This window comes from Sinomonas soli (genome assembly GCF_054782415.1).
Genome location: NZ_BAAGSN010000035.1, coordinates 11,795 through 33,217, shown reverse-complemented (window position 1 = coordinate 33,217; position 21,423 = coordinate 11,795). Strand labels below are relative to the sequence as shown.

The window sequence follows — 21,423 nt, the reverse complement described above, 5'->3', positions numbered from 1 at the left end:
GTGGCACCGCGTGCGGCGAAGGCCGCCCCCGGGTGGGGGCGGCCTTCAGCATTCCCGGCGTTGTGGACGGTCGGCGCCCCGGCGCTCAGCCGTCCTCGTGGCTGGTCGAGCCGGCGGGGATGCCGGGCACGTCGTTCGGGCCGTAGACCTTGGCGTCGCCCGGGTACGGGCTCGTCCAGTGGTGGGCCTGGTACCAGGTCCAGCGGTTGAACAGGTACGGGTTCGCGAAGTCCTCCTTCGCGCCGTTGCCGGTCAGGTGCTGCTGCTCTGCCCACGTGTCCCACTGCTCCGCGATGTCCTGCATGGACGGCGGGACGGCCGCCGCCTGGGCCGCGGCGCTGTTCACCGCAGCGGCTGCGGCGCCGGTCTTGCCCAGGGTGTCCGTGCCGCAGGCCGGGGCGGTCTTGACGCCCTCGGTCAGGGGCATCTGGTTGGGGACCGCGCTGTACGGGGTCAGGTCCGGCTTGTCGGTGAACGCGTCGAACATCGGCGTGGCGGCCGCGACCTTCTGGTTCAGCGGCTGGGCCCCGAGGATCTGCTGGATGGTGCGGACCATGTTGATCTGCGAGTAGAACGTGCTGACGGTCTTGCCGTGGACGGCGTACGGGCTGATGACCTGGACCGGGGCGCGGTGGCCGTCCACGTGGTCGGCGCCGTCCTGGCTGTCGTCCTCGGCGATGAAGATCGCGGAGTCCTTCCAGTACTGCGAGTGCGAGATCTCATCGACGATCTTGCCCACCGCGAGGTCGTTGTCCGCGACCTGGGCCTCCGGGTCGGCCGTGCCGCCCGTGTGGTCGCTGGAGAGCCAGGTCATCTGGAAGTTCTTCGGGCCGTTCTTCTCGAAGTCCTGCTTCCAGGTCGCGTAGCGGTAGATGTCCGGCACGGCGGTGTCGAACGGTGCCGCGTTGGGGTCGGCGATCGCGTTCAGCGAGGGGATCGCCGAGCTGGCGTGCATCTGGAGTGCCGGCGTGAACAGCTGCGCCGGATCGCCGCCGGCCATCGTGCTCGTCGCCGCGCAGTAGTAGTCCTGCCAGGTCGCCCCGGCAGGCTTGCCCTCGCCGTACTCGAACTCGCCGTAGTTGCGGGCGGTGTTCCCGGCTGCCTGGATGGAGGTCCAGAGGAATCCCGTGCGCTGGTGGCCCAGCACGTCCTCCTCGGTGTCGTAGGAACGCTTGTACTCGCCGGCGCTGGTCTCGCTGTAGGCAGGGTTGTCGCCCTGCATCATCCAGTTGTGGCCCTCGGCCGAGTTGGTCCCGATGTCGTAGGTGTTGTCGTAGAGGCCGAACTGGGTGGCGAGGGCGTGCTGGTTCGGGGTCACCTTCGCGCCGAACTGTGCCAGCGACGGGTCTCCGTTGCCCTGCTTCATGTCGCCGTAGACCTGGTCGTAGGTGCGGTTCTCCTTGACGATCAGGAAGACGTGCTTGATGGTCGAGGGGTCCCCGATCCGCCGGGGCACGGCGACCGCGGGGACCTTGGCCGCGTCCGCGGCGACCGCCTGCTTGACCGAGGCGGCGTCCCAGCCGTTCTGCTGGAACACTGTCTCGGTGTACTTGCGGATCTGGTCATCGCCCGGGAGCGCGAACCTGGTCAGCGAGGCGGTCGTCGAGTGCGTCCCGTGGCCAGTGGCCGGCGACGTGCCCGGGCCCTTGCTGAAGCTCAGCTCCGGGCCGCGGGCGTCGATGCCGCGGATGTTGGTGACCACGATCTGGCCGCCCACCGCCGTGACGTTGCCCGGGTAGTAGTCCGTGGGCAGGAGGCCGATGTAGCTGGCCGGGTCCCGCGGGTCCTTCCGGTTGACCTTGTAGACGGCGACCGCGTTCGCGCGGCCCAGCGAAACCAGCAGGCGGTCCCCCTGCATCGTGATGCCCGTGGGCTCGTAGCCGGCCTGCGAGGAGGCCCACGGCTGGGTCGCAATGGTCTGCACGACCTTGTTGCTCGCCGTGTCCACGACCGAGACCGTGTCGCTGTTGGTGTTCGCCACGTACAGGGTGGAGCCGTCCAAGTGCATCGCGGTGGGGTGGAGCTGGACGTCGACCGAGGACGGCGCGGCAGCGGCGTTGGCGGTGTCGATGACGCTGAGCGTGCCGGTGGTGGAGGTGCCGAGCGTCGTGTCCGCCGGGACCTGTGTGCCGTAGGACCCCATGGTCGCCTCGCCGGCGACCGCCTGGCGGCCGCCCTCGTTGGAGACGTACAGCTTGGTCCCGGCGAAGGCCAGCTGGCGCGGGGCGATGCCGGTGGAGAAGGTCTGCTTGACGCTCCCGCTGGCGGGGTCGAGGGCCACGACTGTGTTCTGGCCGTTCACGGCGGCGTACAGCGTGGCGCCGTCGGGCGAGAAGGCCATGCCGGCCGTGAGAGCCTGCTTGCCGTCCACTGTGGGGATGCTGATCTTCGTGCCGGCCCCGAGCGAGCCGTCCGCGTTGAACGGGTACCGGACCAGCCCCGTGGCCACGGGAGCGTAGAGGAACTTGCCGTCGGGCGAGAACACCGGGCCCTCCTGCCCCACTGAACCGTCCGTGATCTGCTGGTAGGACATCGCCCCGAAGCCCGCGTTGGCCGCCGCTGCGGCGAACGAGGTGGCGGCGAGCGTCCCCGCGGCGGCCACGGGCTTGTAGGCCTTGAGGTCGAAGACCTGCAGGGCGACGGAACGGTCGGCGCTCGTGCCCACCAGGTAGCGGCCGTCCGGGCTGACCGTCGAGCCCATGATCTTGCCGAAGGGCGTCATCAGACGGTCGCCGATGGGCTTGATCACCTGGTTCGACGCGATCTGCTCCCCGTTCTCGTACTGGGAGCCCACCTGATGCTGCCCGAACTCGAGGGTCGAGGCTGCGGCGATTCCGCCGCCCACGAGGACGAGCGCGCAGCTGGCGGCCGCGATCGAGAGCGGCGTGCGGCCGCGGACGCACCTCGAGAGCCGGCGCAGGGCCCCCGGGCGGGATGGCGCAGGCCGCGGCGGTCGTGGGGCGGATGGTGACGGTGCGGCCATGGCGGTTCTCCTCTTGTGGGCCCAGAACGCTGCCTCCACAGCTTTCACTCGTCGCTTTACGATTCTGTAAATCGACTGTGATGTTCTGTTGAACGCGGAGGGAATTGCCTCCTCGTGCACGCCGTAGGATGGAGGCGGTCCCCGGACGAGCGAGGAAGGGCGGGTGGGAGCGTGCGCGCAGCGTTCAGGCTTTCCCGCGCCGCCGTGGTCACCGCGGCCACCGTGCTGCTCGCCGTCGCCGCGCACACCGCCGCCGGCGGGGCGCTGCCGGACCCGCTGATCCTGCTCGGGCTGCTGGCCCTGACGCTGCTGCCCACCGCATGGCTGTCCGGCAAGCGCCTCACGCCCACCACGGTGCTCGGGCTCCTGGGCACCGGCCAGTTCGTCCTGCACACCGCCTTCGACGGGCTCTCGGAGTCCGCCGCATCCCTGCAGCTCTCCCCCGCAGCCGGCCACGTCCATGTCCTCGGCGCAGCCTCGCAGGGCGCCCCCGCAGGCCACGTCCACGGGTACAGCCCGGCGATGTTCGTGGCCCACGCGCTCGCGACCCTCGCGGTCGGCCTCCTGATCGCCAGGGGCGAGGCCGCCGTGTGGGCGCTGCTGGCGTGGCTGGGCCCGCTCGTCCGGCTGTTCCTCCTCCCGGCGATCCCGCCCGCGCCCAGCCTTCCGGCCTACGCCCCGCAGGCGTTCCCGAAGGTCTGGCGCGCCCTGCGGCTTCCGGCCCTCCGCGGCCCGCCGGTGCCCTACGCCGCCTGCTGAGGCGGCCTCCGGACACCCGCACACCCCCCGCGGGCAGCTCTCCCCTGCCCGCCTCCGCCCGGCGCGAGCGCGCCCGGGCGGGACCAGACGAAGGCCAAGACCACCCATGAAGACTCCCCTCCGCCGCGCCCTCAAGGCCGCGGCCACTGCCGCAGCAACCACGGCCCTGATCGCCACCGGCGCCGCCGCCGCCAGCGCCCACGTCTCCGTCAACCCGGACGACACCGGCGCCAACGGCTTCTCGCACCTCACCTTCAACATCCCCAACGAGTCCCCGACCGCCAAGACCAAGAAGGTCGAGGTCAAGCTCCCCACTGACACCCCGTTCACCTCGGTTTCCGTCAAGCCGGTCGAGGGCTGGACCGCCCAGGTCCTCACCGCGGCCCTCCCCAAGCCCGTCACCGTGGCCGGCGCGACCGTGACCAAGGCGCCCACGGAGGTGGTCTGGACGGCCGACGCCGCCCACGAGATCGGCCCCAACCAGTACCAGGCGTTCTCGCTCTCGGTGGGCCGGCTCCCCGCCGCCGGCACCACGGTGGTGCTGCCCGCAACCCAGACCTACACCGACGGAAAGGTGGTCAGCTGGGACCAGAAGGCGGAGGCGGGCCAGGAAGAACCGGAGCACCCCGCGCCGTCGTTCGTCACCACCGCAGCCGACGACGCCGCCCCGAGCCCGTCCGCCTCACCGCAGACCGCGGCCCCGGCCTCCCAGACCGCGGACGCCACGGGGGCCTGGAGCCTCGGGCTCGGCGCGCTCGGGGCGGTCCTCGGCGCCACCGCCCTCGGCCTCGTCCTGGCCGGCCGCCGCCGGGCCGCGAAGTGAGGGGGCGAGCCATGCGCACCACTGCACGGACCCGTCTCCTGCGCGCCGCCGCCAGTGTCCTCGTGACCGCGGCCGCCCTCCTCCCCGGCGCCGCGGCCCAGGCGCACGACGTCATCGAGTCGGCCAGCCCGGCGGACGGGTCCACCGTGGCGACCGTGCCGGCATCGGTGGTCCTGACCTTCGACCACACCCCCATCGAGGTGGGCACCGAGATCCTGGTCAAGGATCCCACCGGCACCAACCAGGCCGACGGCCCCGCCCAGATCGTGGACACCAACGTGACCCAGGCCCTCAAGCCCGGTGCACCGGCGGGCAAGTACACGGTCGTGTGGCGGGTCGTCTCGGCGGACTCGCACCCGATCGAGGGCACGTTCACGTTCACGGCCAAGGCCCCGGGGAGCGGCACCCCCGCCGCCGCGGGCACCGGGGGCACCCCGAACGCATCGGGCGCCCCTGCCGCCGCCCAGTCCACTCCCGCGCAGGCCGCCCCCGCACCGGCCTCCTCGGCATCGGGCTCGTCCGGCGGCGGGATCGCGCTGTGGATCGGGATCGGCGTGGCCGTCCTCCTCGTGGTCGCGCTGGGCGCGTACTTTGTCCGCCGGGCGCTCAGGCCCGGCCGCGAGGAGTAGGCGCGAGGGAGCAGGCGCTGCGGCAGGTGCGCTACGGCAGCACGATGAGGCCAAATCCGGCCAGCATCACGGCCGCCATCCCCAGGGCGGCGACCGCCCGGCGCCGCTCCCCAGCCGGCCGCCCGCGCCCACGGGGCCCCAGCGCGCGGAGCAGGAGCCCCGTGAAGGCCACGACCGCTCCCGCGAACAGCAGCACGCAGGCCCAGCACACGTCCAGAGGCCATGCGGCCGCGGGCCGAGGCATGGCGACGTACATCCACGCCATGGCGGCCATCATGCCCACGTGGTACCAGAGGAGGCCGCCGTGGTGGTGCCCCTCGACCTCTGGAACGCGCTGGGCCCGGGCGGGCGCGGCGATGAGGCAGACGTACCAGAGCGCGGCAGCGGCGAAGGTCCCCGCCCCCACCCAGGAGGGCACCCTCGGCGCGGCCGGCCAGGCCATCGCGGCGCTGCCCGCGGCCATGAGGACGTGGAGCGCCGCGTTGACCCGGCTGCCAGGCGTCTGCTGCCGCCCCAGGTCCGGCACGTGGAGGCCCGCCACGGCAAGGCACCCGAGGGCCAGGCCGACCTGGGCCGCGTGGTGGTGCATCATCGGCCGGTAGACTGGTGGGCCGGAGGTGGACTGGTGGGCGATCGACGGCCGCGCGGGCAGCTGGAAGCGACCGTGAAGCGGATCCTGTGGGAGGCTGAGGTCCCCCTCAGCGCGCGCGAGATCTTGGCGCGGTTCGACGCCGACGACTCCGGGACCGCTCCCGCGTTCACCACCCTCCTGACGGTGCTGGAGCGCCTGCGGGCAAAGGGCCAGGCTGTCCGGACCGCCGCCGCGGACGGGACAGCGCGCTTCTCCGCCGCGCAATCGGAGCCGAGCTTCATCGCCGCCGCCATGCTGACCGCGCTCACCGACAGCAGCGACCGCGGCGCCGCGCTCCTGCAGTTCGCCGGCAACCTCCACACCGACGACGCCGAGATCCTCCGCCGCGCTCTCGGAGGCGGGTCGCTGGGAGGTGCGTCCCCGGCCGGTGCGCAGGCAGAGGACGGGGACACTCGGTGACCGGCGTGCTCGTGGCCGCTGTCCTCGCCGCGTCCGCCGCCGCGCTCGTCCTCGCCGGGCCCGCGCTGCTCGCCGCCGGAAGCTGGCACGTGCGCCGGCCTCGGCTCGCCCTCGCCCTCTGGCACGCGCTGTTCGCCGCAGGGGTGGCCGCCGCCGTGCTCGGCCTGGCCTGGTGCGTCGCCATGGCGGTGGCGGCCGACGACGGCGCGCGCCTGCCGTGGATCGTCTCGGCGGCGGCGCTGGCCGCCGCGTGGGCCGGGCTGGCCGCGCTCGGCGCCCTCGTCGCCGCCGTGGGCGAGCGGGCGAGCCAGCTCGCCGCGTCCGAGAAGGCCTCCCGGGACGAGGCCGAGGCCCTCCTCGCCGCCTGCGCGAGCCGCCGGTCGCGGGTGGGCGGCGCAGCCGTGACCTTTGTCCACGCGGAGGCCCCGCTCGTGTTCTCCCTGCCCGGCCGCAGTCCCTCGATCGTGGTGTCCACCCTGGTGGAGCGCGAACTGGATCCGGCCCAGCTCCGCGCGGTCGTGGAGCACGAGTGTGCGCATCTGGCGCAGCGCCACGACGTGGTCCGGCGCGTCGCGAGGCTCAACAGCGCCTGCGTCCCCGCAGTCCTGGGCGGCGGCCGGTTCGAGCGGGCGGCCAACCTGCTCATGGAGCTCGCGGCGGACGACGCCGCGGCGCGGGTGTGCGGAAGCGGGCCGCTCGCTGCCGCCCTCGGGACGCTCTCCGCGATCGGCGGGAGCGAATCGATGCGGCTGCGCGCGGACCGCCTCGCCCGGCGCTCCGCCGCGCACCGGCCCGCGGCGCACCGGCACTAGCCCCCCTCCCCGGGCGGCTCGGCGGCGCGCAGCGGCTCGAAGGAGCGCAGGCGCAGGCTGTTCGAGACCACGAGCACCGAGGACAATGCCATCGCTGCGGCGGCGATGAGCGGGTTGAGGAGGCCGCAGGCGGCCACGGGGATGGCCGCGATGTTGTAGCCGAACGCCCAAACGAGATTCAGCCGGATGGTGCGCAGGGTGCGGCGGGAGAGCTGGATGGCGTCCACGACCGAGCGCAGGTCGTCGCGGACCAGGATGATGTCCGCGGACTTCATCGCGATGTCCGTGCCGCGCACCAGGGCGAGGCCGAGCTGGGCCGTGGCGAGCGCGGCGGCGTCGTTGATCCCGTCCCCCACCATGGCGACCCGGTGCCCCTCGGCCTGCATCCGGGAGATGGTCTCCGCCTTCTCGGCGGGCAGCACCCCGGAGACCACCTCGTCCACGCCCACCGAGGCGGCGACGGCGCGGGCCGGCGCGTCGGCGTCGCCCGTGAGCAGGACGGTCCTGAGGCCGAGCGCGCGGAGGGCGTCGAGAGTTGGGCGCGCGGACGGCCTGACAGCGTCCGCGAGCCCGATCACGCCCGCCGTGGAGCCGTCGACGGCGACGAGCACCGCGGTGCTCCCGGCGGCGTGCAGGCGCGCAACGGCGGCCGCGGCCTCCGGGGGAACGCCGAGCCCCTCCTCGCCGAACAGGCGCGGGCTCCCCACAGTGACCAGCGCGCCGCCGACCTCGGCCCGTGCGCCGAGGCCGGGGAGCGCCGCGAAGCGGGCCGCGCGGGGCAGGCTGCCGAGCTCGGCGCGGGCCGCATCCGCGATCGCGGCGGCGATCGCGTGCTCGGAGCCTGCCTCGACCGCGCCCGCGGACCGCAGCAGCTCGTCAGCGCTGCCGCCGCCGACGGGCTCGAGCGCGGTGACCCGCATGGCCCCGGTCGTGAGGGTGCCGGTCTTGTCGAACACCACCGTGTCGAGCACGCCGCTGGCCTCGAGCGCGTCCTGGCCCTTGATGAGGATGCCGAGCTGTCCGCCTCGGCCCACGCCGACCATCAGCGCGGTGGGGGTGGCGAGCCCGAGCGCGCACGGGCAGGCGATGATCAGCACGGCGATCCCCGTGCCGAAGGCATCCCTGGGTGCCGCTCCCGCCAGGAGCCAGCCTGCCATGACGAGGACCGCCAGCGCGATGACGGCCGGGATGAAGTACTGCGAGATGCGGTCGGCGAGGCGCTGGATCCGGGCCTTGCGGCGCTGCGCGTCCTCGGCCAGGGCAGCCATCTGCGCGAGCCGCGCCCTAGGCCCCACCGCATCCGCGCGGACCTCGAGACGTCCGCTGAGATTCACGGTGCCGCCGATCACGGCGGACCCGGGACTCACCTCGACGGGGACCGACTCTCCGGTCATGGGGCTCGTGTCCAGGCCCGAGGAGCCGGCGGTGACCGTGCCGTCCGCAGCCAGCCGCTCGCCCGGGAGCACCACGAACGTCTCCCCCATGCGCAGCTCGCCCACGGGCAGCACGTGCTCTGCACCGTCGCGCAGGATGCGGACCTCCCGGGCCGCGAGGGAGGCGAGGGCATTGAGGACGTCCCCGGCCCGGCGCCGCGACCGGGCCTCGAAGTACCGGCCCCCGAGCTGGAAGGTCACCATCCCGGCCGCGACGTCGAGGTAGATTGCGTCCGCCCCCTGGGGGGTGGCACCGAAGCCGAGCCAGTAGCCGGGCCCGGACGAGCCCATCGCGAGCGTCGCCACCGCCCAGCCGAAGGAGGCGACCGCCCCGAGGGAGACGAGCGTGTCCATGCTGAGCGCGCCGCGGGCAATACCCCGCACGGTGGCCCGGTGGAACGGCCACGCCGCCCAGACCACGATCGGGATCGTGAGGAGCACGCACAGGAGCTCCCAGTCGGGGAACCGCCACCCCGGCACCAGGGCAAGGAGGATGGTCAGGTCGCACAGCGGGATGGTCAGGACCGTGGCGACCGCGAGGCGGCGGCGGAGCGAGGCGATCCGGGTCTCGGCAGCGCGGGCCGACCACACGTCGTCGTCCGCCTCCCGGACCGCGGCCCGGTAGCCGGCCTTCTCCACCGCGCGGATCGCCTCGGCCGTGCCGCCCGCGGCGAGGCCGTGCACCGTGGCCCGCTCGGTGGCGAAGTTCACCACCGCGTGGACCCCGTCCAGCTTGTTGAGCCTGCGCTCGATCCGGCCCGCGCACGCGGCGCAGGTCATTCCGGAGATGCTCAGCTCGATCGGTTCGGCCACGGGGGCGCTGGCGGGGGCGGTCATGGGCGCTCCTCGAGGCGGGTCGGGGTACGGCGGTCGGCGAGCTGGCCGAGCATCTCGTTGTAGGCCTCGAAGCTCTCGTCCAGGCCCGAGTCCAGGTGCCGGTCGATCCGCGTGGTCTCGCGGCGGTCCTGGCGGGTCCACTGCGCCAGGAGGGCCAGGACCACGATCAGCAGGGGAATCTCCCCCGCGGCCCACGCGATGCCGCCGCCCGCGTACTGGTCGGCGTGCAGATCGGGCCACCAGGGTCTGGCGAGCCACTGGTAGAACTCCTGGGCGATCACGGAGGTGCTCGTCATGACGATCACCCCGAAGAAGGCGTGGAACGGCATCGCGGCGAGCAGGAGGCCCAGCTTTCCCAGATGCGGCACGGGCCGCGGCGGCTTGTCGACGCCGATCACGAGGCTGTAGAAGAAGTAGCCCACCACGAGCAGGTGCAGGTTGAACAGCTGGTGGGCCCAGTGGTACCGCATGGCCTGCTCGAAGATGGGAGTGAAGTACAGGACGTAGTAGGAGCCGATGAACTCCGCGAACACCCACAGCGGGTTGTTCAGGTGCTGGAGCACAGGCCAGTGGAGCAGGGCCTTGACCCACTCGTGCGGGCCCGGCGCCCGGCCCGGAGCAGCCGCGGAGGTCGCGCGCAGCGCGAGGGTGAACGGGCCGCCGAGCACGAGGAGCACAGGGCAGAGCATGTTCAGGCTCATGTGCAGCATCATGTGCAGGCTGAAGGAGGCATCCGCGTACTTCCCGAGGCCGGACGAGGTGGTCAGCACCACGCACAGCCAGCCGAGCAGCCACGCGACCGTGCGGCCCACGGGCCACCGGTCCCCGCGGCGGCGCAGGCGGCCCACGCCGACCAGGTAGAGGGCCGCCCCCACCGCAGAGAGCACGGCGAAGAGGGTGTTGAGCCGCCAGTCCAGCGCGAGCACCGCTGGGGTCGGGACCGCATCGACGTCGTAGCCGAAGAAGAGCTGGGCCACCGAGGTCGGGGCGAAGTAGTTCGGTGGGGGCACGCGGGAGAGGGCCACCTCGATCCCGGCCATGGCCGCTATGACGACGGCGGAGGCGGCGGCGGTCCGGCGCAGGACGGTGCGGGCCGCACCGAGTTCGGCCCCGCCCAGGCCACGGAGGCGCAGCTGGAGGGCACCGAGGCCGGCGAGGAGCACGAACCGGGCGGTCAGCAGCCACCCCGTCACGCTGGCGAAGGGAGACGATCCGGCGAGGAAGAACCACGCCTCGACCCCGCCGAAGGCGGCCATCGCCAGCCAGCACACGGCGGCCACCCGTCGGTACCGTGCCATCGTCTGCGCCCAGATCCCCTTGCGCTGCAGCAGGCGGTACGCGAGGACCACCGTGACGCCGAAGAAGACGGACTCCGCCGGGACCGCGTAGGCGGCAGCATCTCCTCCGAAGTCATGGTCGGGGCCGACCAGGACCTGGGCCACGAGCACGGGGCTGAGGATTCCGGCGAAGGCGACGGCGAGCAGAGCCGGGCCGGCGGCCCAGTGCCGGGCCATCCGGGCGCCGACCAGGACCACGAGGGCGCAGGCTCCCGTGACGATCCACGCGCCCGGCAGGTAGGAGGCCTGGACGAGGTAGGCCAGGGCACCCGGATCGAGGGCGTGCGAGACGGGGAATCCGTTGGAGTCGGCGCCGTCCGCGGCCACGAGCGCCACGGACGCGCCGAACCACGCCGCCGCAGCGCCGGTGATCAGGCGCGCATCCGCAGGGTCGGCCCGCAGCGGCCGCAGCGGGCCGGGCCGGCCGCGCAGGAAGGCCGCCTGGAACAGGCCGCCGACGCAGAGCGTGGAGGCCACGAGCGCCACCGCATGCAGCACGGTGCTCAGCAGCGCGGTGCCCATCCCGGGGAAGTCCCGACTCAGTTCACGGTACCCGCTGCTGCCGAGGGCGGCAGCGGTCACCGCCGCGATCGCGAGCGGAAGGGCCGCAGCCCCCCACAGGGACCGCGGCGGGATCCCGGCGTGCAGGCGGCTGGCTGTGGAAGTTCCCATCGGCGGGTACTCTACATGATGTAGAGCCATCCTCTACATCATGTAGAGGACAAGGCACTGCAGCCCTAGCCATGCCCAGGAGTCCAGACGTAGCCTTCACGCGGCGGCCGCCACAGCACGTCGGCCCGAGGGAGGCAGGGGATGAGTCTGCTCGCGCAGGTCCAGACGGGGATGGCCGTCGCCGATGCCCCGCTCCGCCGGGGCGCCCAGCGGTGAGCGGGCAGGGAATGGGCGTGGAGGACGGCGGGCATCGGCCCCGTGGACTCGGCGGGGTTCCCGTCGAGGACCTGGCCGCGCAGCTGGGCAGCGGCCCGGACGGGCTCACGTCGGAAGAGGCCGCGCGTCGGCTCGCCGCGGACGGCCCCAACGCAGTCGAGGAGCGCCGCAGGAACCCCGCCCTGGTCTTCCTGGGCTACTTCTGGGCGCCGATCCCGTGGCTCATCGAGGCGGCGCTCGTGCTCTCCATCGTCCTGCAGCACTGGCCGGACGCCGTGATCATCGCCGTGCTCCTCGCCATGAACGGACTCGTGGCGTACCGCGAGGAGCACGAGGCCGCGGACACGGTCGCGGCGCTGAAGAAGTCGCTCGCCGCCACCGCCCGGGTCCGTCGCGATGGCGAGTGGGCCGACCTCCCCGTGCGCGACCTCGTCGTCGGGGACCTCGTCCACCTCCAGCTCGGCGACATCGTGCCTGCGGACGGCTGCGTCTGGGGCGGTGCGGCGGTATCCGTGGACCAGTCCGCGCTCACGGGCGAGTCCCTCCCCGTCAGCAAGGCCCGCGGGGAGGAGGTGTACTCGGGCTCGGTCCTCGCCCGCGGCCAGACGGACGCCCTGGTGACCGCCACGGGGGCAGAGAGCTTCTTCGGAAGGACCACGGCCCTCGTGGGCGCCGCGGGGACGGCGAGCCACTTCCAGCGCGCCGTCCTGAGGATCGGCCAGATCCTCATCTACGCAGCGCTCGTGCTCGTGGCGGCCACCACCGCCTCGTCGCTCCTGCGCGGCGACACGCCCTTCGACGCGATCGAGTTCGCACTCGTGGTCATCATCGCCTCCGTCCCGGTGGCCATGCCGGCCGTCCTGTCCGTGACGATGGCCGTGGGCGCGCGCAGACTGGCATCTCAGAAGGCAGTCGTGAGCCACCTGCCGGCCGTCGAGGAACTCGGCGGCATCGACGTCCTCTGCGCGGACAAGACCGGCACCCTGACCCAGAATCTGATCCGGGTCGGCACACCGTGGTCCTCCCCGGGCACCGATCCCGGGCGGATCCTCCGCGCCGCGGCGCTCGCCTCGGACCCCAGCGGGAAGGACGCCATCGATCTCGCTGTCCTGGCCGCTGCCCCGCCAGGGTGGCAGGCCGCCGACGGCACCACGGCCTCCTTCACCCCCTTCGACCCGACGAGCAAGCGGTCCGAGGCCGCCGTCGTGCCTGCTGGCAGTCCGGAATTCCGGGTCACGAAGGGCGCCCCCCAGGTCATCGCCCGGCTGTGCGAACACGAGGACGCCGCAACCGCCCGGGCCTACAGCGACCAGGTCGGGCTCTTCGCCCAGCGCGGGGACCGCGCGCTCGGGGTGGCCGAGCGCCGCGGCGGCGGCTGGCGGCTGCTCGGCCTCCTGCCGCTGGCCGACCCGCCCCGGGAGGATTCGGCAGCGACGGTACGTGCCGCCGAGGAGCTCGGCGTCGAGGTCAAGATGGTCACTGGTGACGCCCTCGCGATCGGGCAGACCATCTCCGCAGCAGTCGGGATCGGCCCGAACCTCCTCCCCGCCAGCCGGCTCGCGGAACCCGAACGGGACGGCCGGGGCGACGAGGCCCTCGCCAGGCTCGTGGAGGACGCAGACGGCTTCGCCCAGGTCTTCCCGGAGCACAAGTACCGCATCGTCAAGGCCCTGCAGTCGCGCGGCCACATCGTCGGTATGACCGGCGACGGCGTCAACGACGCCGCGGCGCTCAAGCAGGCCGACGCGGGGATCGCCGTCTCGGGGGCAACGGATGCGGCGCGGGCAGCGGCCGACGTCGTCCTCCTTGCCCCCGGCCTGTCCGTGATCGTCGGCGCGATCCGGCTGGCCCGCGAGATGTTCGCACGCATGACGAGCTACACGGTCTACCGCATCGCCGAAACCATCCGGGTCCTCCTGCTCGTCACCGTCACCGTCGTCGCCTTCAACTTCCGCCCGGTCACCGCGGCCATGATCGTCATCCTGGCGCTCCTCAACGACGGCGCTCTCCTCGCGATCGCCTATGACCGGGCCCACGGGTCCGCCCGTCCAGCCAGATGGGACCTGCGGCAGGTGCTCACCGTCGCCTCCAGCCTCGGGATCCTAGGTGTCCTCGAGACCCTGGGCCTGCTGGTCCTCGGGCTCACTGTCCTCGGACTGAACACGCCGGAGGGGCACGGGCTCCTCGAGACCATGGTCTTCCTTAAGCTCTCCGTCTCGGGGCACCTCACTGTCTTCGTCGCCCGTACCAAGGACCGGTTCTGGAAGAGCCCAGCCCCCTCGACCGTGCTCCTCGTCGCCGTGGTGGGCGCGCAGATCGTTGCCACTGCGATAGCCCTCACGGGATTCCTCATGACGCCGCTCACCTGGACGCTCGCCGCCGTCGTCTGGGTCTGGTCCGCCGCGTGGTTCCTGGTCGAGGACCAGGTCAAGGTCGCCGCCTACGCCTTCCTGCGCCGCACCGGGAGCGGACCGGCCCCTGCTTCCTGAGGGGACGCTCCCTACACTGCCGCGCAGCTGCTGGACCCCGCGCCGGAGCCCGGCCTCGAGGCGTTCCACGTCGGCGCGGTGGCACAGCTCGGTGGCCGGCGTCATCACGGCCGCGCTCCCCGCTGCCACAGCGGACCTGAAGGCCTCCTCGAGCGGCCGCCCCTGCGCAATCCGCAGGACGAGTGCCGCAAGGAAGCTGTCTCCGGCGCCGACCGTGCTGACCACGGGCACCTCGGGGACCGGCAGGCGCAGGGTTCCGGAGCTCGACGCGAGGGCGGCACCCCGCGCACCGAGGGTCAGGGCCACGTAGTCCGCTGACCCCGCGGAGACCAGCGCGGCTGCCGCGTCCATCTGGCTCTGCTCACTGTCAAGGTCCGAACCCGCATGCTCGGCCAGCTCGCGCAGGCTGGGTTTGACCAGGAAGACGCCCTCAGCAAGGGCGTGGTCCAGCGCAGGGCCCGACGCGTCCACGATGCAGCGAGCACCGTTCTCCCGAGCCAGGCGAACCACGCGGGCGTAGAAGTCATCCGGGACGCCAGGGGGCAGGCTTCCACTGGCTACCACGTATCCCCCCGAGGGGACCGTGTGCGCCAGCAGGTCAAGGCACCCGCTCCACTCCGGCTCGCTGAGCTCGGGGCCTTCCAGGACGAACCGGTACTGGCTGCCGGTGGAGGTCTCGTCCACCGTGAAGTTCTGTCGCGTACTGCCCCTGATGGGCACCACGTGATGGGGTAGGCCCTCGGCCTCGACCAGCCGGCGGTAGGCCTCTCCCGTGGGGCCACCCGCGGTGAACAGGGCGACACTGCGGCCGCCGAGGCGCCGGATGACCCGGGCGACATTCACGCCTCCGCCGCCGGGGTCCACCCGGCTCGCACCGCACCGGAGCTTGTGGGTGCTCTCCACCTTCGCGGTGGCAGTGCTGATGTCCAGGGCCGGATTGACCGTCAGCGTCAGTATCTGCTTCGCCCCCGAAGGCCGCACGCCTGTCATGGGCCGAGCCTACGGGCTTCTCCTGCGTGTTCCGCGGCGGGGCACCGGGGTCTACGCTGGGCCGCGTGGTGAGCGCAACGGTGCTGGTCTGCGGGTCCGTGTTCGACGGCGTGGGGGAAGATCTGGGCGGCCCCTGCGAGATCCTGGTCGAGGGCGGGAAGATCACCGACATGGCCCGGAGAGTCCAGAGGCCAGACGGTGCAGAGGTCGTCGACCTGTCCGATCGGACCGTCTCCCCCGGCTTCATCGACTGCCACGTACACCTGACCATGGATGCCTCGGCGCTTCCGACCCAGACCCTGACGTCCTCCGCCGCCAAGGCACTCGCAGCCCTGAGCACGGCGCGGCAGTACCTGCTCCGCGGCTTCACGACGCTGCGTGACCTGGGGACGATGGACCCCGACTTCCCCACGGTGGACCTGCGCAACGCGATCGACGCGGGCCTGGTCGAGGGCCCGCGTCTCGTGGTCGCCGCGCACCTGATCAGCTCCACCGGAGGCCATGCCGACATCCGGCCCTTCTACGCCCCGCGCTGGAACCTGCCGCTGGCCGCGGCGGCGGACAGCGTGGGAGAGATCCGGCGGCTCGTGCGCCGGGAGCACGCGTTCGGGTCGGACTGGATCAAGGCAACGAACGCGGGCGGCTACTTCAGCCCCGGGGACGATCCGGCCCGGTGCACGTGGTTCGACGAAGAGTTCGAAGCCCTCACCTCCGCCGCAGCGCTGCTGGGAATGCCCGTCGCCGTGCACACGGGTGCCGCCGACGCCTGCCGACAGGCCCTGAAGGCGGGCGCACGCAGCCTCGAGCACGCCTACCTGATCGACGAGGAAGGCATCGAGATGGCGGTGGCGAGGGGCGCCTTCATCGTCCCGACCATGCAGATGACCCAGGAGGACCTCGCCGCGCTCGAGGCCGGGACCCTGCCCGACCAGGCGGTCTGGAAGTTCCGCCGCGACAGCGGGCGGATCCTGTCCTCCCAGCGGCTCATCGCCGAGAGCGAGGCAAAGGTCGCGTTCGGCACGGACTGCGGGATGTTCCCGTTCGAGCACGGAGTCCTGGAGTTCCAGGCCCTCGTCGCCGCCGGGCTGGCCCCCGCCCGCGCGCTGCGGGCGGCCACGTCAGTGGCGGCCGAACTCCTGGGGCGAAACGACCTCGGCGTCCTCGGACCAGGCAGGGCCGCGGACATCGTCGCCATGCCCGGGGACCCCCTGGCTGACATCGCCGCCACGGAATCGGTGGACTTCGTGATGAAGGGGGGCACCATCCACAGGCGTCCGGATGAGGCCCTCGCGCTGCCCACTGCTTGAGGCCTACCGCGTCTGCGGCGCTGATCCTAGCCTTGCCCCTATGGGTGAGAAGGAGACGGAGGCAGTCTCACTTCGCGTCGACGGCGTAGACCAAGGCAAGGCCATCGAGCGCAGCGGGAGGTGAGGTCCGGGTGAGGGCCCTGGTGGTCGGTGCCGGCATCGCGGGCCTGGTAGCGGCCCGGCAGCTCGGTCTGGCCGGATGGCAGGTCGAGGTCCTCGAGAAGTCCGCTGCCCCGCGCCCGGACGGGTACATGATGGACTTCTTCGGGCCCGGTGTCGAAGCCTCCGAGAGGATCGGGCTCTACCCCAGACTCAAGGCCGTTGCCTACAAGGTGGAGGCAGCCGAGTACGTCGACGCCGAAGGACGTCCCACGGCAAGCCTCGACTACGACAAGTTCGCCCGGCTTGCCGGCGGGAAGGTGCTCAGCCTCCTCCGCCCCGACCTGGAGCAGGCAGCCCTCCAGGGACTGGCGGACGTCGCCGCCGGCCGGGTCACGGTCCACTACGGAGCCCGGGTCGAGCGGGTGGACACCGGCCCCGAAGGGGTGCGCGTCGACTTCGGCGATCCTCCAGAGCGATCGCTCACGGCCGATCTCCTCGTCGGCGCCGACGGGATACACTCGCAGGTCCGCGCCGAGGTCTTCGGTGCGGAGGCGCAATACCTGCGCCCGCTCGGGATGCGCGCGGCGGCCTTCATCGTGGCGGAGCCCAGCCTGAACGCCCGCTTCCGGAATCGCTTCGTCCTCACCGACACCATTGACCGGATGGCTGGCATGTACAGCCTCCGTTCGGATGAGGTCGCGGCGTTCATGGTGTACCGGGACACGGCCGGCCCGGGGCCGGCGGAGAGCCCCCGGGAACGGCTGCGGCGCGAGTTCGCCGGCCTCGGCGGCGCCGTCGCACGGCTGCTCGAACTGTGCCCCGAACATCCCTACGACGATGTGGTGGCGCAGATCGTCATGCCGGTCTGGCACCGGCAGCGGACGGTCCTCCTCGGCGATGCCTGCGGCGCCGTGTCCCTGCTCGCCGGTCAGGGCGGCTCCCTCGCCATCGCCGGGGCGGCGCTCCTGGGAGACATCGTCGGCCCCGTCTCCACCACGGCGGCCATCGGCCCCGCCCTCGCCGACTTCGAGCGGCGCTGGCGCCCCACGGTCGAGATGGCCCAGGCATCCGGGAGGCGGACCGCCTCCTCCTTCCTGCCCGCGAACCGGGCCCAACGGCTCGTGCGGCGTTTGATCATCCGCGCAACCCGCCTGCCGGGCATCGACCGGCTCGTGGCGAGGCAGATCCTGCGCACCATCGCCACGTAGTCCACCGGCCCCGCACCTGCGTACACCGCCAGTGTCGGGCCGATGACATCCTGCGTACACCCTGTCGGAATCCCCGTGTCAGCGTGTGAACGGGTCCCGAAAAGACGGGTATGGATTACTCGGGCGCCCCAGGGGCCCCAATTTTTACGCTCCTACTACCACGCTGCCGGCACCCGGCCAGCGGCGGCGAGGGTAGGGGGGAACCTGCTCATGGAGCCCAGTGGAAGATCCAGTATTCGCCGTGCACGCGGCGCCCTGCGTGACGTGCTCTGGAGGCCGCCCCGGGCGCTGACCGTGCTCCTGGCGGGAGCCCTCGCCGGCGCGGCACTGCTTGCCGGACCGACCGCCACGGCCGACGTCGGGACCATTGCCCACGACACGCTGCGGACCGGGTGGGACAGCAACGAGAGCGCCCTCTCCCCTGCCGGAGTGGCCTCCCCGAACTTCGGCAAGCTGTTCTCCACAGCGGTCGACGGGCAGGTGTACGCACAGCCCCTCGTGGTCGGCCAGACCGTCATCGCGGCGACGGAGAACAACGCGGTCTACGGCCTGGACGCCACGACCGGCGCGGTGAAGTGGAGCCGCTCCGTGGGCCCGGCATGGCCGGCGTCCGCCATCGGGTGCGGGGACCTCGTCCCCAACATCGGCATCAGCTCCACCCCGGTCTACGACGCGGCGACGAACAGCGTCTTCCTCACGGCGAAGAAGAACGACGGCGGGAACACGCAGGTGCCGCACTGGTACATGCACTCGATCGACGTCGCGACGGGCGCCGAGCGGGCCGGGTTCCCGGTGCTGATCGACGGGGCCCCGACCAACGACCCGACGAGGCCCTTCAACGCCTTCACGGCCATGCAGCGGCCCGGACTGCTGCTGATGGGCGGAGTGGTGTACGCCGGCTTCGCGAGCCACTGCGACCACAGCCCCTTCGTCGGGTACGTCGTCGGGGTCTCGACCGCCGGGAAGCAGACCACCATGTGGGCCACCGAGACCGGGGTCAGCAACGCCGAGGGCGGCATCTGGCAGTCCGGCGGCGGCCTCGTCTCCGACGGCCCCGGCCGCATCCTCTTCGCCACGGGCAACGGCATCGCCCCACAGAAGTCCCCCGGCACCTCCCCGCCGACGACCCTGGCCGAGTCCGTGGTCCGGCTGCAGGTCGGCACCGACGGCAGCCTGACGGCGAAGGACTTCTTCAGCCCCGCCGCCAACGTCAAGATGAACCAGGACGACGCCGACCTCGGCTCCGGCGCACCGATCGCCATCCCCGACGGCTACGGCACCTCGGCGCACCCGCACCTGATGGTGCAGACCGGCAAGGACGGCCACATCTATCTGCTCGACCGGGACAAGCTGGGCGGCATGGCCCAGGGTACGGGCGGGACCGACGCCGTGGTCGACACTGCCGGGCCCTACAACGGGGTCTGGGGGCGGTCCGCGTTCCTCGGCACCACCCAGGGCGGCTACGTCTACCAGGTTGAGAACAAGGGCTATCTGAGGGCGTCCAAGCTCGTCCCCAACAGCTCGGGCGGGGTCAAGCTCGCCTCCGTGGGCACCTCCCCCGGCACCTTCGGCTACACATCCGGGTCCCCGGTGGTCACGTCCTCCGGGACCGACGGCTCCTCCGCCCTGGTCTGGGTCATCTACACCGACAACAACACCGGCGCCAACGGGCAGCTGCGCGCCTACCGGGCCATCCCGGACAGCACGGGCAAGCTCGCCCAGGTCTTCAGCGCCCCGATCGGCACCGCCGCGAAGTTCACCTCGCCAGCCACCAACGGCGGCAAGGTCTTCGTGGGCACCCGCGACGGACACATCCTCGGCTTCGGCATCCCGACGACGGCCGCGGTGGGCTCGACCAGTGGCGACCTCGGCCAGGCCGCAGTCGGCACGAGTTCCACCACGAACGTGACCATCAAGGCCACCCGCGCGGTGACGATCAGCTCGATCACCACGGCCGCCCCCTTCGGGATCGGCCCGGTGGCCCTCCCGAAGGCCCTGGCCTCCGGTGCTAGCCTCTCCCTCCCCGTCACGTTCGCCCCCACGGAGGCCGGCGAGTCCGACGGCACGCTGACCGTGAAGACGTCCGACGGCGAGACCGTGCTGCTGGGCGTCCACGGCGTCGGCACCAAGGACGGCCTCGGCGCCACCCCGACCACGCTCGCCTTCGCCAACGTCCCGACCGGCACGGTCAGCCAGCAGACGGTGAACATCGTCAACACGGGCACGACGGCGGTCACGGTCACCGCGGTGACGCTGCCCGCCGACCCGAGCCTCGTCACGGATCCGACCACCGTGCCGGCGGTGGGAACCACCATCCAGCCGCTGGCCTCGGTCCCGGTCTCGATCGCCTTCAAGCCGACCGCGGCCTCCTCGATCACGGACTCGATCACGGTGACGAGCAACCTCGGCGGCGTGACCGTCCCGGTGACCGCGACGGCCATCTCGGGCGCCTCCCACCTGCAGATGCCGAAGACGCTGGACTTCGGCGACGTGGCGGTCGGGACCTCCTCAACGCGCTCGTTCCAGATCCAGAACACCGGCAACATCCCGATGACGATCACCAAGGCGAAGGCCCCCCAGGGCGTGTTCACCACCACGACGCCGGTCTCCGAGGGGCTGACCGTCCCGCCGGGCGACTCGGTGTTCCAGAGCGTGACGTTCACGCCCACGGCATTCGGGCAGGCCGGCACCGCGGACACGTACTACCTGATCACGGCCGACGACGGCTCCGGCGCTCAGCAGGTCATGCTCACCGGCAACGGCATCGACGATCCCATCGCGGCGTATGCGGCGAAGATCGGCGCAGGCCGGTGGGCCTCCCCGCTCGGCCAGTCCCTGTCGACCCAGTACACGGTGGGCACCGGCAAGTGCCAGGACTACACCTCGGGCATCATCTGCTGGTCCCCGACCACCGGGGTGCACGAGGTCCATGGGTCCATCTATGCGCGCTACGCCGCGGCCGGCGGCCCCAGGGGCTTCCTCGGGTTCCCGACCACCGACGAGTCCAAGACCCCGGACGGCATCGGGCGGTACAACCACTTCTCCGGCTCCGGCGGGGGTTCGATCTACTGGACCCCGACGCTCGGCGCGCACGAGGTGCACGGCTCGATCCGCGCCCGGTGGGCCGCATCGGGCTGGGAGAAGGGCCCGCTGGGCTACCCGACCACGGACGAGATGGGCACCCCGGACGGCATCGGCCGCTACAACCACTTCAACGGCTCCGGGGGCGCCTCGATCTACTGGTCGCCGAAGACCGGCGCCCACTCGATCCAAGGTGCAATCCGGGCCAAGTGGGCCCAGAAGGGCTGGGAGCGGGGCCCGCTGGGCTACCCGACCACGGACGAGAGCAAGACGCCCGACGGTGTCGGCCGCTACAACCACTTCAACGGCTCCAGCGTCGCCTCGATCTACTGGTCCCCGACCACCGGCGCGCACTCGATCCGCGGCGCGATCCGTGCCAAGTGGGCCGCCTCCGGCTGGGAGAAGGGGCCCCTGGGCTACCCCACCACGGACGAGATGGGCACCCCGGACGGCTCCGGCCGGTACAACCACTTCTCCAAGGCGGCCTCGATCTACTGGACGCCATGGACGGGCGCGCACTCGGTGCTCGGCGCGATCCGGGCCACGTGGGCCTCGATGGGCTGGGAGCGCAGCTGGCTCGGCTACCCGACCTCGGACGAGTACTCCGTCCCGGTAGGCCGCGCCGAGGACTTCGAGAGCGGCAGCCTGACGTGGAGCGCCTCCACCGGAAGGGTGAACGCCGGCGGCTGAGCCC

13 protein-coding genes and 1 pseudogene are annotated in these 21,423 nt (G+C 72.3%); 9 read left to right on the top strand and 5 right to left on the bottom strand.

Going from position 1 to position 21,423, the window contains the following annotated elements; all coding sequences use genetic code 11:
- Window positions 1–85: 85 nt before the first annotated feature.
- Window positions 86–2,983 (bottom strand): alkaline phosphatase family protein, encoded by a 2,898-nt coding sequence (locus ACYVKZ_RS20720; protein WP_460994362.1) that lies wholly within the window; start codon window positions 2,981–2,983, stop codon window positions 86–88.
- 171 nt (window positions 2,984–3,154) lie between these two features.
- On the opposite strand from ACYVKZ_RS20720, the gene ACYVKZ_RS20715 reads away from it, so the two are divergent.
- The 3 genes from ACYVKZ_RS20715 (at window position 3,155) to ACYVKZ_RS20705 (ending at window position 5,194) form a co-directional block, all read left to right on the top strand.
- Entirely contained in the window at window positions 3,155–3,742 is a 588-nt protein-coding gene (locus tag ACYVKZ_RS20715; protein ID WP_460994361.1) for a hypothetical protein, read from the top strand.
- A 106-nt stretch (window positions 3,743–3,848) separates the two neighbouring features.
- Window positions 3,849–4,565, top strand: coding sequence for a YcnI family copper-binding membrane protein (locus tag ACYVKZ_RS20710; RefSeq protein WP_460994360.1), 717 nt, complete (start codon window positions 3,849–3,851; stop codon window positions 4,563–4,565).
- 11 nt (window positions 4,566–4,576) lie between these two features.
- Entirely contained in the window at window positions 4,577–5,194 is a 618-nt protein-coding gene (locus ACYVKZ_RS20705) for a copper resistance CopC family protein (protein WP_460994359.1), read from the top strand.
- 31 nt (window positions 5,195–5,225) lie between these two features.
- On the opposite strand, the gene ACYVKZ_RS20700 is transcribed toward ACYVKZ_RS20705, so the two are convergent.
- Window positions 5,226–5,786, bottom strand: a complete 561-nt coding sequence (locus ACYVKZ_RS20700) for a DUF5134 domain-containing protein (RefSeq protein WP_460994358.1) — start codon at window positions 5,784–5,786, stop codon at window positions 5,226–5,228.
- Between ACYVKZ_RS20700 and ACYVKZ_RS20695 the strand changes: the two genes are divergently transcribed.
- Window positions 5,772–6,245: a BlaI/MecI/CopY family transcriptional regulator gene (locus tag ACYVKZ_RS20695; protein WP_460994357.1), complete on the top strand. Its 474-nt coding sequence runs from the start codon at window positions 5,772–5,774 to the stop codon at window positions 6,243–6,245. The two genes, ACYVKZ_RS20700 and ACYVKZ_RS20695, sit on opposite strands and share 15 nt — an antisense overlap.
- Window positions 6,242–7,057, top strand: coding sequence for a M56 family metallopeptidase (locus tag ACYVKZ_RS20690; RefSeq protein ID WP_460994356.1), 816 nt, complete (start codon window positions 6,242–6,244; stop codon window positions 7,055–7,057). The genes ACYVKZ_RS20695 and ACYVKZ_RS20690 overlap by 4 nt, the downstream gene beginning before the upstream one ends.
- Here ACYVKZ_RS20690 and ACYVKZ_RS20685 read toward each other — a convergent pair.
- The gene (locus tag ACYVKZ_RS20685) at window positions 7,054–9,327 is read right to left on the bottom strand and encodes a heavy metal translocating P-type ATPase (protein WP_460994355.1); all 2,274 of its coding nucleotides are present in this window, start codon (window positions 9,325–9,327) and stop codon (window positions 7,054–7,056) included. The genes ACYVKZ_RS20690 and ACYVKZ_RS20685 overlap by 4 nt on opposite strands.
- Window positions 9,324–11,336: a cytochrome c oxidase assembly protein gene (locus ACYVKZ_RS20680; RefSeq protein WP_460994354.1), complete on the bottom strand. Its 2,013-nt coding sequence runs from the start codon at window positions 11,334–11,336 to the stop codon at window positions 9,324–9,326. Before ACYVKZ_RS20680 ends, ACYVKZ_RS20685 begins: the two co-directional genes overlap by 4 nt.
- 212 nt (window positions 11,337–11,548) lie before the next feature.
- Here ACYVKZ_RS20680 and ACYVKZ_RS20675 point away from each other — a divergent pair, with 212 nt between their 5' ends.
- Window positions 11,549–14,041, top strand: coding sequence for a plasma-membrane proton-efflux P-type ATPase (locus tag ACYVKZ_RS20675; protein WP_460994353.1), 2,493 nt, complete (start codon window positions 11,549–11,551; stop codon window positions 14,039–14,041).
- A gap of 63 nt (window positions 14,042–14,104) precedes the next feature.
- On the opposite strand, the pseudogene ACYVKZ_RS20670 reads toward ACYVKZ_RS20675, so the two are convergent.
- Window positions 14,105–15,031 (bottom strand): annotated as a pseudogene (locus ACYVKZ_RS20670) (1-phosphofructokinase family hexose kinase); the annotation flags it as partial.
- 65 nt (window positions 15,032–15,096) lie between these two features.
- Between ACYVKZ_RS20670 and ACYVKZ_RS20665 the strand changes: the two are divergent.
- From ACYVKZ_RS20665 to ACYVKZ_RS20655, 3 genes are all read left to right on the top strand, one after another.
- Window positions 15,097–16,338, top strand: coding sequence for a metal-dependent hydrolase family protein (locus tag ACYVKZ_RS20665; protein WP_460994352.1), 1,242 nt, complete (start codon window positions 15,097–15,099; stop codon window positions 16,336–16,338).
- 131 nt (window positions 16,339–16,469) lie between these two features.
- Window positions 16,470–17,648, top strand: coding sequence for an FAD-dependent monooxygenase (locus tag ACYVKZ_RS20660; protein ID WP_460994351.1), 1,179 nt, complete (start codon window positions 16,470–16,472; stop codon window positions 17,646–17,648).
- Window positions 17,649–17,912: 264 nt separating this feature from the next.
- Entirely contained in the window at window positions 17,913–21,419 is a 3,507-nt protein-coding gene (locus ACYVKZ_RS20655; protein WP_460994350.1) for a choice-of-anchor D domain-containing protein, read from the top strand.
- Window positions 21,420–21,423 lie beyond the last annotated feature (4 nt).

Bases quoted from the DNA above. Each gene is read 5' to 3' on its own strand.
- ACYVKZ_RS20720 (WP_460994362.1), bottom strand. From the start codon at position 2,983: ATGGCCGCACCGTCACCATCCGCCCCACGACCGCCGCGGCCTGCGCCA.
- ACYVKZ_RS20705 (WP_460994359.1), top strand. From the start codon at position 4,577: ATGCGCACCACTGCACGGACCCGTCTCCTGCGCGCCGCCGCCAGTGTC.
- ACYVKZ_RS20710 (WP_460994360.1), top strand. From the start codon at position 3,849: ATGAAGACTCCCCTCCGCCGCGCCCTCAAGGCCGCGGCCACTGCCGCA.
- ACYVKZ_RS20680 (WP_460994354.1), bottom strand. From the start codon at position 11,336: ATGGGAACTTCCACAGCCAGCCGCCTGCACGCCGGGATCCCGCCGCGG.
- ACYVKZ_RS20700 (WP_460994358.1), bottom strand. From the start codon at position 5,786: ATGATGCACCACCACGCGGCCCAGGTCGGCCTGGCCCTCGGGTGCCTT.
- ACYVKZ_RS20685 (WP_460994355.1), bottom strand. From the start codon at position 9,327: ATGACCGCCCCCGCCAGCGCCCCCGTGGCCGAACCGATCGAGCTGAGC.